Origin of the sequence: Thermopolyspora flexuosa, assembly GCF_006716785.1 — a bacterium.
Taxonomy (GTDB): domain Bacteria; phylum Actinomycetota; class Actinomycetes; order Streptosporangiales; family Streptosporangiaceae; genus Thermopolyspora; species Thermopolyspora flexuosa.
The window spans coordinates 1,947,148-1,959,190 of record NZ_VFPQ01000001.1; the positions used below are offsets into that span (position 1 = coordinate 1,947,148).

The 12,043-nt window shown below is 71.9% G+C and carries 10 protein-coding genes; 4 read left to right on the forward strand and 6 right to left on the reverse strand.

Features of this window, described 5'->3' with window-relative positions:
- Positions 1 to 877: 877 nt before the first annotated feature.
- Positions 878 to 1,249: a histone-like nucleoid-structuring protein Lsr2 gene (locus tag FHX40_RS08300; RefSeq protein WP_142259070.1), complete on the reverse strand. Its 372-nt coding sequence runs from the start codon at positions 1,247 to 1,249 to the stop codon at positions 878 to 880.
- A 912-nt stretch (positions 1,250 to 2,161) separates the two neighbouring features.
- On the opposite strand from FHX40_RS08300, the gene FHX40_RS25025 reads away from it, so the two are divergent.
- Entirely contained in the window at positions 2,162 to 2,512 is a 351-nt protein-coding gene (locus FHX40_RS25025) for a hypothetical protein (RefSeq protein ID WP_170198764.1), read from the forward strand.
- Here the strand turns inward: FHX40_RS25025 and FHX40_RS08305 are convergent.
- Entirely contained in the window at positions 2,487 to 3,833 is a 1,347-nt protein-coding gene (locus FHX40_RS08305; protein WP_142259071.1) for a nicotinate phosphoribosyltransferase, read from the reverse strand. The genes FHX40_RS25025 and FHX40_RS08305 overlap by 26 nt on opposite strands.
- Before the next feature lie 37 nt (positions 3,834 to 3,870).
- Entirely contained in the window at positions 3,871 to 4,176 is a 306-nt protein-coding gene (locus tag FHX40_RS08310) for a hypothetical protein (protein WP_142259072.1), read from the reverse strand.
- A 348-nt stretch (positions 4,177 to 4,524) separates the two neighbouring features.
- Here FHX40_RS08310 and FHX40_RS08315 point away from each other — a divergent pair, with 348 nt between their 5' ends.
- Complete coding sequence (locus FHX40_RS08315) at positions 4,525 to 5,577, forward strand: LacI family DNA-binding transcriptional regulator (RefSeq protein ID WP_142259073.1); 1,053 nt, start codon at positions 4,525 to 4,527, stop codon at positions 5,575 to 5,577.
- A gap of 60 nt (positions 5,578 to 5,637) precedes the next feature.
- Here the strand turns inward: FHX40_RS08315 and mmsB are convergent, their stop codons facing one another.
- Genes mmsB through chvE form a run of 3 tightly spaced genes read right to left on the reverse strand, consistent with a single transcriptional unit; the run spans position 5,638 to position 9,599 of the window.
- Positions 5,638 to 6,897, reverse strand: coding sequence for a multiple monosaccharide ABC transporter permease (gene mmsB, locus FHX40_RS08320; protein WP_142259074.1), 1,260 nt, complete (start codon positions 6,895 to 6,897; stop codon positions 5,638 to 5,640).
- Positions 6,898 to 6,920: 23 nt separating this feature from the next.
- Positions 6,921 to 8,468, reverse strand: coding sequence for a multiple monosaccharide ABC transporter ATP-binding protein (gene mmsA, locus FHX40_RS08325; protein WP_142259075.1), 1,548 nt, complete (start codon positions 8,466 to 8,468; stop codon positions 6,921 to 6,923).
- 9 nt (positions 8,469 to 8,477) lie between these two features.
- Entirely contained in the window at positions 8,478 to 9,599 is a 1,122-nt protein-coding gene (gene chvE / locus FHX40_RS08330) for a multiple monosaccharide ABC transporter substrate-binding protein (protein WP_142259076.1), read from the reverse strand.
- A gap of 317 nt (positions 9,600 to 9,916) precedes the next feature.
- Here chvE and FHX40_RS08335 point away from each other — a divergent pair, with 317 nt between their 5' ends.
- Positions 9,917 to 10,945 (forward strand): LacI family DNA-binding transcriptional regulator, encoded by a 1,029-nt coding sequence (locus FHX40_RS08335; protein ID WP_142261632.1) that lies wholly within the window; start codon positions 9,917 to 9,919, stop codon positions 10,943 to 10,945.
- 41 nt (positions 10,946 to 10,986) lie between these two features.
- Complete coding sequence (locus tag FHX40_RS08340) at positions 10,987 to 11,970, forward strand: ABC transporter substrate-binding protein (RefSeq protein WP_142259077.1); 984 nt, start codon at positions 10,987 to 10,989, stop codon at positions 11,968 to 11,970.
- Positions 11,971 to 12,043 lie beyond the last annotated feature (73 nt).

Consider the following 12,043-nt stretch of genomic DNA (forward strand, 5'->3'; position numbering starts at 1 on the left):
GCTAATCGTCGCGGAAGCCGATCGAGCGGCCGCACGCGGGCATTCGGGGTGAACCGGGCCTGTCGTCGCCCGCCTCGGGTGCGCCACACACCGGAGAAGAGAACCCCGTGGCGGCCGGAGTTCTCGCTCCGGCGATTCTCTCCAGGAGGTCTATACCATTTCCGGGATCCTGGGAGATGTCGACCGCCGTAGGCCGGGAGAAACGAACGGCCTTTCGCGGACGATGCCGCGCCGGATATGCCGCGGGGGAGAGGCGAGAGGACACGGGCGACTTGAACGCCCGGTCGGTGTCCCGATGCGGCCGGTAACCGGGAGTGATGTTTCCCTTCGGCGCCCGCCCTTGCCCGCGGAATGGGGCCACCCCGCGCCCGCGCGGGGATTCGGAACATCGGCGGCGCCTGCGACGCGGGCTGTGCCCGCTATGCAGGCCGAGACACATGCGGAACGGAACGTTGAATCCGCCACAAGAGCGCCGCGGAGATTGCCGGCGCGAGGCCGCCGATACGCGGATGCGCGGCCGTAAACCGCTACGCGGACGACGTGGGATGGGAGTCGTCGTGGCCGGGAGGGTGCGACGTACGGCACCGTCCACGACGACGGGGAGGCCCTCGGCCGGTGGCGCGACCGGAAACCTACGGATTGCGGGCGGACGTGGAACGCGCGGCCGACGCGGCGGGCCGTACACCGCCGTCGGCGGCGAGCGCGGCGTGCGGGGGCGACGCGGCCGGTCCGGGGCGGGCACGGTGGGCCTGGTGTGCGGCGGGACTCCACCGACGCGACCACGACCGTTCGTGCTCGTCGCGGCCCGCCCGATTCGGCGGTCCCCCGGCCACGGAGGTGGCGGGGGGACCGCCGGATTCGCCCGGCCGCAAGCGCGTCAGGACTTGCCCGACGTCTTCGCGCCGGTCACGAGGCTCGGGTCGTTGGCCTCGTAGGCCTTGGCGAGGTGCGTGGAGATACGGCCACGCTCGCTCACCGGCAGGCCGTGCTGCTTCGCCCAGGCGCGGATCTTCGCGGAGCGCTGGCGGTCGCCGCTGCTCGCGCGCGAGCTCTTGCCCCGCTTCGACCCGGGCGCGGGCGCCCGGCGCGCGGCCTCCCTGAAGGGCTTCAGCGCGTTGCGCAGCTTCTCGGCGTTGGACTTGTGCAGGTCGATCTCGTAGGAGATGCCGTCCAGAGCGAACTTGACCGTCTCGTCGGCAGGCGAACCGTCGAGATCGTCGGTGAGAGTGATCACCGTCTTGAGCGCCATGGTGTCTCAGTCCTCCGTGCTCGGCATTTGTTGTGCTCTGCCCCGGCCGGGGATTCCTCGTTTGATGCCGCCCGCGATCGTCCCTCGCCATGCAACCGGTCAAGGCAAATCATCAAATCTCATTATTGCCGATACCCATTAGTTCCATCAAACCGCGCGCATACGGGCTCGGGCAAAAGTTACGGAGGGTCTAGCCCTGTGTCACATGGTGAGTTGGCCGCCATTAGCGAGGCGGCCGCCCCGAAATGCCGTGTGGGAGCGCGTCCACGGCCCTGTGGAGGGCCCACGACGTTCCCGTGACCGGACCCCGCCGGGTTCGCCCCGGTCTTCCCCATCATGACCAGGAACGGGGCGGCGGGTGGGCGCACGGCGAGTGACGAGATCACAATAGGGCAAGCCGGGCGGTCGAATCACCACCGAACGCGACAAACTATCACCGACCGCCCGGCAATGCATGATGTCATGTCGGGAACCACCGTTCCGTCACATCGTCCGGTCCGGGCCCGCCGAACCTCGGCGTCAGGTAAAAAGTGACATCGACCCTCACAGACGGACAGGGCCCCCAATGGGCCGCCCTTCATCATTTTCCGCTAACGCGCGGGCTTTTCCCGCGCCAGGCTCGGGAGGCGCAGTTGCCCGCTTGCGCCGCGTTAAGCCCGCGGTTGTGGCGCCGCGCCATTCGCCGCATCCGCCGCGATCGGGCGCAGAGCCGTACCCTCGTCCCGTCCGCGTCGCCGGCCTCCCGCATTCCCCAGGGGGCCGCGCGTCACGCCGCCGCAAGGGTAGGGCATCGCGCCCGGGCGTCCGTAACCGCCCCCGGTCTCCCGCGCGTCGCCCCGGTACGGCACGGCCGCCGCGGCGACGGGGGTGCGGGTTCGGCACGGCCGGTGGAGATCGCTACCCTTCCGGCGCATGGCAGTACGTCCGACCGAAAAGTGGCGCCATGACGCCGATGTCCTGTGGCGGCGGCCCGAGCCGCTGCTGGAGCTGATCGACGAGGCGTTCGGCGCGTTCGAGGGCGAGGTGGCCGGGCTCGGCGAGGACCCGGACGACGAGAAGGTGTTCGACGTGATCCGCCGCGTGGTCGTCGAGCTCAACGTCCTCGACCAGGAGCACGGCGCCGCGTTCGACGAGGTGGACCGCGCGGACCTGTGCGCCTATATCGAAGAGGTCCTCACCGAGCACGGCATCGACCTCCCCGCCCTCGCGGAGCGCCGCGGCATCAAGCCGTCGGAGATCACCGACGAGTGGCGCGAGTGGTGATCCCGGCCGCCCGGCACACCTCGCGCCGCACCCGCTCGGCCAGCGCGGCGAGCCGGGGCGTCTCGCGGACCGGCGGGGGCGTCGGCCCCCGCAGGGCCCGCGCCTCGGGCGGCAGCCGCGCGAGGTCCGCGGCGCAGCGCTCCCGCGGCACGCTCAGCGGCTCGGGCGGGGCGACGCGGCGCCCGGAGAGCATCACCGGGCGGAGCAGGAGCCGCCGGCCGGGCGGCGCGGGCTCGTCCCGCAGGCCGACCAGGTCGTCGTGCTCGCCACGGAAGATCTGTTTCGCGCCCGGCGCGGTCACCTTGCCCGCCGACAGCTTCATCACCGGCCTGCCCGCGTACACCACGAGCTTGTAGGCGCTGTCCAGGTACGGCGCGTCCGCCGACACCCCCACCTTGGTGCCGACCCCGAAGGCGTCGATCGGCGCGCCCGCCGCGACCAGGTCGGCGATCGCGTACTCGTCGAGCCCGCCGCTGGCGAAGATCTGCGCGTCGGTGAACCCGTGCTCGTCGAGCAGCCGCCGGGTGGCCCGGGACAGCTCGGCCAGGTCGCCCGAGTCGAGCCGTACCGCGATCGGGCCGGGCAGCCGCAGCCGCCGCGCCACCGCGATCGCCGCCCGCACCCCGCCGAGCGTGTCGTAGGTGTCCACGAGGAAGGTCGTGCGGCCGGGGAAGTCGGCGGCGAAGGTGGTGAACGCCTCCTCCTCGTCGGGGAACGCCTCGATGAACGAGTGCGCCATCGTGCCCGCCGCGGTCAGGCCGTACCGGCGGGCGGCCTCGACGTTGCTCGTCGCCGCGAACCCGGCGATCGCCGAGGCCCGGGCCACCGCGAGCGCGGCCTCGATCCCCTGGGTACGGCGGAACGCGAAGTCGACCAGCCGCGCCGGCCCGGCCGCGAGCACGCAGCGGGCCGCCTTCGTCGCCACCGAGGTCTGGAACGTGATGTGGTTGAGCAGCACGGTCTCCACCAGCTGCGCCTCGGCGATCGGCGCGGTCACCTCGAGCAGCGGCTCCCCGGCGAACACCACGTGCCCCTCCGGCACCGCCCACACGTCCCCGGTGAACCGGAGGCGGCCCAGCGCCTCGAGCACGTCCGGCCCGTAGCCCTGCGTCTCGGCCAGATAGGCGAGGTCGGCCTCCTCCAGGGAGAACCTCTCCAGGAACTCCAGGCAGTCGGCGAGCCCGGCCGCCACCAGGAACCCGCGGTCCTTCGGCATGTGGCGCACGAACAGGCTGAACACGGCCGTCCGGTTGCGGCCGTGCCGCAGGTAGGAGGCCGCCATGTTGAGCTCGTACAGGTCGGTCAGGAGCCCGCCGGGCATGCGTCCTCCTCGGTCCCCCCGGGGCGGCCCCGGGCGGTCAGCCGGTGCCGCCGTCGCCCGGCACCCGGGGTCCGGGACGCTCGTCCTCGGGGCGGGCGGCGCGGCCGACGAGGCCGGCGGCGAGCAGCAGCTCACGGGCGAGCCGGGCGGCCTGCACCGCGCGGTCCACGCCGGGCGGCTCGAGCGGGTCGCCCTGCACGCCCCGCGCGAGGGTCGCGTTGGCGTCGGCGAGCGCCTGGATCTGCCGTTCCACACGGTCCAGGCGCGCCCGCAGCAGCCGGACCTCCTTCTCCAGCGGATGCTCCGGCCCGGTGCTCATGTCGGCCGGTGGTGAGCCGGTCACCAGGTTCACCTCCGTGTCTGCCTCGGTCTCGCGGTCCCTTCGCCTCTTGCCCAGGAACCCCGGTCCCACGCCACCCCTTCACCGGGCGGCGCCGAAGCGGTGCGGACGCGTGTCACGGGCGGCCGGCGGAGGCGCCGCGGAGCATCCGGCGTCGCGGAGGGGCCGGAGGCCGTGGTCAAGGAGTACGGTCGCAGGAGCGGCCGCAGGCGGGGCGCGGCCGGGCGTTTCCCGCGGATTCGGCGGGGATTTCACGCGGATTCCGCCTGCTGCGGTACACATACCTGGGCGATCCCGTACGCGGGCCCTCCGGCCCGCCTGTTAACGTCACCATCAGGGGGTGAGAGCCGAATGGCGGTGAGGCGGGGCGACAGGCCGCGCTCCAGGCCGGCCGTGCTCGGCGACGTGGCCGCGCTCGCCGGTGTCTCGGCGATGACGGTGTCCCGGGTGCTCAACGATCCGGAGCGGGTACGGGCCGAGACCCGGGCGCGGGTGCTCGCGGCGGTGCGCGAGCTCGACTACCGCCCCAACCTCGCCGCCCGGCAGCTGGTCACCGGCCGGTCCGGCGTGCTCGGCGTGGTGAGCATCGACACCACCCTGTACGGCCCGGCGTCCACGCTCTACGGCATCGAGCAGGCCGCGCGCGGCCGCGGCTACTCGGTGAGCATCGCGAGCCTCGAGGCGCTCAACCGCGCGTCGCTCGAGGACGGCGTGCGGCGGCTGCGCTCCCAGGCGGTGGACGGCATCGTCATCGTCGCCCCGCACGAGTCGGCCGCCGAGGGCCTGCGCAACCTGCCCGAAGGGCTGCCGGTGGTCGCGGTCGACGCGGGCGCCGACCTGCCGGTGCCCGTGGTCATGGTCGACCAGCGGCTCGGCGCGGCCCGCGCCACCCGGCACCTGCTCAGCCTCGGCCACGAGACCGTGTGGCACATCGCGGGCCCGGTCGACTGGACCGACGCGAGCGGCCGGATCGAGGGCTGGCGCGCCGCGCTCGAGGCCGAGGGCCGCCCGGTGCCCGAGGTGCTGCGCGGCGACTGGAGCCCGCGCTCCGGCTACCTGCTGGGTCGGCGGCTCGCCGCCGACCCGGAGGTGACCGCGATCTTCGTGGGGAACGACCAGATGGCGCTCGGCGTGCTGCGCGCGCTGCGCGAGGCCGGGCGGCGCATCCCCGAGGACGTGAGCGTGGTCGGCTTCGACGACGTGCCCGAGTCCGCCTACTACTGGCCGCCGCTCACCACGGTGCGCCAGGACTTCGGCGAGGTCGGCCGGGAGGCGTTCCAGCTGCTGCTCGACCGCATGTCCGGCGCCGAGGCGGCGGCCCGCCGCCTGGTCGAGCCGGAGCTGATCGTCCGGGACAGCACGGGCCCGGCCCCGTCCGGCGCGGCCCGGCGCGGGCGGTCCTGACCGTACCGCCCGCCGGAGCCGCGGACGCCGGGAACGGAGCCGGGCCGATCAGGGAGACGGTCAGCGTACGGCCGTGGCGGCGCGGCGCTTGGTCCACACGTCGAAGGCGACCGCGGCGAGCAGGACCGCGCCCTTGACCAGCATCACCCGCTCGCTGGGCGCGCCGATCAGCGACATGCCGTTGTTGATCACGCCCATGATGAGGCCGCCGGTGACCGCGCCGACCACCTTGCCGACCCCGCCCTGGACGGCCGCGCCGCCGATGAACGCCGCCGCGATCGCGTCCAGCTCGAAGGCGTTGCCCGCGGTCGGCCCGGCCTGGTTGAGCCGCCCGGCGAAGATGATCCCGGCGAGCGCGGACAGCACGCCCATGTTCACGAACAGCCAGAACACGATCGACTTGACCTTCACGCCGGAGAGCACCGCCGCCTGCAGGTTGCCGCCGATCGCGTAGATCTGCCGGCCTGCCACGGCGCGGTTGGTGAACAGCGAGTAGCCGAGCACGAGCGCGAAGAGCAGGATGAGCACCCACGGCAGGTTGCGGAACCGGGCGAGCTGCACCACCACGAACGCGATCACCGCCGCGTAGGCGGCGAGCCGCAGCAGGAACAGCGGCAGCGGCTCCACCTGCTGCCGGTAGCGCAGCCGCCCGGTGCGGGCCCGCCACTGGGCCACCACCAGCCCGGCGATCACCGCCGCGCCGACGAGCAGGCTCACCAGGTCGGCGCCGCCCAGCGGCCCGAGCCCGACGTTGCCGAGGTAGCCGTCGGTGAACCCGTTGGCGAGGGTGCGCACCTCGTCCGGGAACGGCCCGATGCCCTGGTTGCCGAGCACGGTGAGGGTGAGCGCGCGGAACAGCAGCATGCCGGCGAGGGTGACGATGAACGCCGGGATGCCGAAGTAGGCGACCCAGTACCCCTGCCACGCCCCGATCAGCCCGCCCGCGACCAGGGTGATGAGCAGGGCGAGCGGCCACGGCACGTCGTGGTTCACCATGAGCACGGCCGCGATCGCCCCGGTGACCGCGACCACCGACCCGACCGACAGGTCGATGTGCCCCGCGATGATGATCAGGATCATCCCGATCGCGAGGATCAGGATGTAGCTGTTCTGCACGATGATGTTGGAGATGTTCTGCGGCTGCAGCAGCGCCCCGTCGGTGATCACCGCGAAGAACGCGACGATCGCCGCGAACGCCACGTAGATGCCGCTCTGCCGCAGGTTGATCGGCAGCCGCAGGGTGCGGGCCGGGCGCCGGGGCTCCGGGGCGCGCGGCTCGGTGCCGCCGACCGCGGCGTCGGGGGAGGAGATGCTGGTCATCGGGGCCTACCCGAGTCCTTCCGTCACGTACCGCTCGATGTCGTGGCCGTCATGAACTGCATGAGCCGTTCCTGCGTGGCCTCCTCGCGGGTCACCTCGCCGGTGATGCGTCCGGCGGACAGCGCGTAGATCCGGTCGCACAGGCCGAGCAGCTCCGGCAGCTCCGAGGAGATCACCAGGATCGCCTTGCCCTCGTCGGCGAGCCGGTTGATGATCGTGTAGATCTCGTACTTGGCGCCGACGTCGATGCCGCGGGTCGGCTCGTCGAGGATGAGCACGTCGGCGTCCGTGAAGATCCACTTGGCGAGCACCACCTTCTGCTGGTTGCCGCCGCTGAGCTGCCCGGTGACCGCGAGCACGTTCGGCGCCTTGATGTTGAGGTCGCGCCGGAAGTCGTCGGCGACCCGGTACTCCTCGTTGTCGTCGACCCAGCCGCGCCGGGCGAGCTTGCCGAGCGCGGCGGCCGAGACGTTCCGCTTGATGTCCTCGATGAGGTTGAGGCCGTACCGCTTGCGGTCCTCGGTGGCGTACGCGATGCCGTGCCGGATCGCGTCGCGCACCGTGCGCACCTCGATCGGCCGCCCGTCCTTGTACAGCCGCCCGCTGATGCGCGTGCCGTATGCCCGGCCGAACACGCTCATCGCCAGCTCGGTACGGCCCGCCCCCATGAGCCCGGCGAGCCCGACGATCTCGCCCCGGCGCAGCGTGAGGTTGACGCCGGAGAGCACCGGGCGCCCGCGGGTGGGGTCGTGCACCGTCCAGTCCTCGATGCGCAGCGCCTCGGCCCCGGCGCCGGGCCGGGGCCGGGAGGCGCGCGGCGGGAACCGGTGGGTGAGGTCGCGGCCGACCATGCCGGCGATGATGCGGTCCTCGGTCACCTCGTCCCGGGCGGTGTCGAGGGTCTCGATCACCTGCCCGTCGCGCAGGATGGTGATCGAGTCGGCGATCGCGATCACCTCGTTGAGCTTGTGCGAGATGATCACGCAGGTGATGCCGTCCTCGCGCAGCCCGCGCAGCAGGTCGAGCAGGTGGGCCGAGTCCTCGTCGTTGAGCGCGGCGGTCGGCTCGTCGAGGATGAGCAGCCGCACCCGCTTGGCGAGCGCCTTGGCGATCTCCACGAGCTGCTGCTTGCCGACGCCGAGCTCGGACACCGGGGTGACCGGGTTCTCGCGGAGGCCGACCCGCTCCAGGAGCAGGCCGGCCTCGTGGTTGGTGCGGTTCCAGTCGATCAGCCCGCGCGTCGCCCGCTCGTTGCCGAGGAAGATGTTCTCCGCGATCGACAGCTGCGGGCAGAGCGCGAGCTCCTGGTGGATGATCACGATCCCGCGCCGCTCGCTGTCCCGGATGCCGGAGAACCGGCACTCCTCGCCGTCGAAGAAGATCTCCCCGGTGTAGGAGCCGTACGGGTACACCCCGGACAGCACCTTCATCAGCGTGGACTTGCCCGCGCCGTTCTCCCCGCAGATGGCGTGGATCTCGCCGCGCCGTACCGAGAGGTTGACGTCGCGCAGCGCCTGGACCCCGGGAAAGGACTTGGTGATCCCGCGCATGCGCAGGATGTGGTCGGTCATGGCGATCGGTCAGCCGAGCTGGGACTCGTTGTAGTAGCCGGTGTCGATCAGCGCCTGCCGGTAGTTCGTCTTGTCGACGATCACCGGCTCGAGCAGGTACGACGGCACGACCTTCACACCGTTGTCGTAGTCGGTGGTGTTGTTCACCTCGGGCGTGCCGCCCTTGAGGACGGTGTCGGCCATCTGCACGGTGACCTCGGCGAGCTTGCGGGTGTCCTTGAAGATCGTCGAGTACTGCTCGCCGGCGATGATCGACTTGACCGAGGCGAGCTCGGCGTCCTGGCCGGTCACGATCGGGTAGGGCTGGTCCTTGGTGCCGTACCCGTTGCTCTTCAGCGCCGACAGGATGCCGATCGACAGCCCGTCGTACGGCGAGAGCACGCCGTGCACCACGGTGCCGTCGCTGTAGGTGGAGGTGAGCAGGTCCTCCATGCGCTTCTGCGCGGTGGCCGGGTCCCAGCGCAGGATCGCGATGGTCTTGAAGTCGGTCTGGCCGCTGCGGACCACGAGCGTGCCCTTGTCCAGGTACGGCTTGAGCACGCTCATCGCGCCGTTGTAGAAGAAGGTGGCGTTGTTGTCGTCGGGCGACCCGGCGAACAGCTCGATGTTGAACGGGCCCTTGGCGTCGCCCTCGGAGCCGTCGGGCTTGAGCAGCCCGAGCCCCACCAGCAGCGAGGTCGCCTGCTGCACGCCGACCTTGAAGTTGTCGAAGGTGGTGTAGTAGTCGACGTTCGGGCTGTTGCGGATGAGCCGGTCGTAGGAGATCACCGGGATCTTCTCGTCGGCCGCCCGCTGCAGCTGGGTGGTGAGCGCGGTGCCGTCGATCGAGGCGATGATGAGCAGCTTCGCGCCGCGCGTGATCTGGTTCTCGATCTGGTTGACCTGGGTGGGGATGTCGTTCTCGGCGTACTGCAGGTCAACCTGGTAGCCCAGCTTCTCCAGCCCCGCCTTGACGTTCTCGCCGTCGCTGATCCAGCGTTCGGACGACCTGGTCGGCATGGTGACGCCCACCAGCGCGCCGGCGTTGCCCGCGGCGGACGCCTCGCGGTCGACGGTCTTCTCGCTGGAGCCGCACGCGGTGACGGCGAGCGCCAGCACCGCGACGGCCGTGGCGAATCGACGGATTCTCATGATCTCTCCTAGCGGGGGATGTGCGCCGGAAACCGGCGGAACAGGGGGGTGACGGGCCGGTCCGGTCCGGCCCGGGCAGGGGTGAGCCAAGGCGACCCGCGGATCCACGGCTGTGGCCCCGATTGTTTGCGCTAACAAAATCTCTGTCAATAGATCCGGGTAACGTCCCCGCAACACACACTGAGAGCGACGGAACCCGGCTGTGACCCGGGCGTAATAAAAGTCGGTCTTGACGAACAGTGATGTTAACGCTCACAGTCGTGAGGCAACGAGGACGAGAGGAGCACGACGTGGGCGCGGAACGCCGACCCCCGGTGATGGCCGACGTGGCCAGGGCCGCCGGCGTGTCGCACCAGACCGTCTCCCGGGTGCTCAACGGCCACCCCAACGTGCGCCCCGCCACCCGGGCGAAGGTGCTGGCGGCGATCGAACGGCTCGGCTACCGGCGCAACCAGGTCGCCCGCGCCCTCGCCACCCGGGACTCCCGCACCCTCGGCGTGATCAGCTTCGACACCACCCTGTACGGCCCGGCGAGCACGCTGCACGGCATCGAGCGGGCGGCGCGGGCCGCCGGGTACTTCGTCAGCATCGTCAGCCTGCGCACCATCGACCGGGACGGGGTGCGCGAGGCGATCGACCACCTCGCCGAGCAGGGCGTGGCCGGGGTCGTCGTGGTCGCGCCGCAGCGCTCGGCCGCGAGCGCCCTGGAGGACCTGCCCCCGGGCATGCCCGCGGTCGCGGTCGAGGGCGCCCACACCGGCCCGGTCTCCACGGTCTGCGTCGACCAGGTCGCGGGCGCCCGGCTCGCCACCGAGCACCTGCTCGCGCTCGGCCACGAGACCGTCTGGCACGTCAGCGGCCCGCCGGACTGGCTGGAGGCCGAGGGCCGGGTGGCGGGCTGGCGCGCCGCGCTCGAGGCCGCGGGCCGCCCGGTGCCCGAGCCGCTCGAGGGCGACTGGAGCCCGCGCTCCGGCTACGCCGCGGGCAGGCGGCTCGCCGCGCTCGCCGGAGAGGTCGGCGCGGTGTTCGTCGCCAACGACCAGATGGCGCTCGGCGTGCTGCGCGCCCTCGCCGAGGCGGGGGTGCGGGTGCCCGAGGAGATGAGCGTGGTCGGCTTCGACGACGTGCCCGAGTCGGAGTTCTTCTCCCCGCCGCTCACCACGGTCCGGCAGGACTTCGGCGCGGTCGGAAGGCACAGCCTCGACGTGCTCATGCGCCAGATCGCCGAGCGGGACACCACCCGCCACGAGCGCATCGTGGTGCCGCCCGCGCTCGTGCCGCGGGCGAGCACCGCCCCGCCCGCGGGCGGCCCGCACACCGGCCCACCAGCCTCCCTTGAGACCTGAGCGCCGGGACACCGGCGCATCGGCAGAAAGGACACCCCCCGATGAAGAAGATCACCAGGCTCCTCCTGATCGGCGCGCTCGCCGTGACGGCGGCGTGCGGCGGTGGCGGATCCGGCGGCTCCGGCGGCGGGGGCGGCGGAGGCGACGGAAAGATCGTCATGGGCTTCTCGCAGGTGGGCGCGGAGAGCGGCTGGCGCACCGCGAACACCAAGTCGATCCAGGAGGCGGCCAAGGAGGCCGGGATCGAGCTGAAGTTCTCCGACGCCCAGCAGAAGCAGGAGAACCAGATCAAGGCGATCCGCTCGTTCATCCAGCAGAAGGTCGACGTGATCGCCTTCTCGCCGGTGGTCGAGTCCGGCTGGGACCCGGTGCTGCGGGAGGCGAAGAACGCCGGCATCCCGGTGATCCTCACCGACCGCGCGGTGGACTCCACCGACACCTCGCTGTACCGGACCTTCCTCGGCTCGGACTTCGTCGAGGAGGGCCGTAAGGCGGCGCGGTGGCTGGTCGAGGAGTTCAAGGACGACCCCGGCCCGGTGAACATCGTCGAGCTGCAGGGCACCACCGGCTCGGCCCCGGCCAACGACCGCAAGGCGGGCTTCGAGGAGGTGATCGCCTCCGAGCCCAAGTTCAAGATCGTCGCCTCGCAGAGCGGCGACTTCACCCGGGCGAAGGGCAAGGAGGTCATGGAGGCCTTCCTCAAGTCCACCCCGGACATCGACGTGCTGTACGCCCACAACGACGACATGGGCCTCGGCGCGATCGAGGCGATCGAGGGCGCGGGCAAGGTGCCCGGCAAGGACATCAAGATCATCACGATCGACGCGGTGCGGGACGGCATGCAGGCGCTCGCCGACGGCAAGATCAACTTCATCGTGGAGTGCAGCCCGCTGCTCGGCCCCCAGCTGATGGACCTCGCCAAGAAGATCGTCGCCGGCGAGGAGGTGCCCGCCCGGGTGGTGACCGAGGAGACCACCTTCACCCAGGAGCAGGCCCGCGAGGTCCTGCCCAGCCGGCCCTACTGACCGCCCCGTGAGCCCGGACGCCGCCCCGGCGGCCTCCGGGCCCCGGCCGGGGACCGGTACGGCCCGGCGGGCC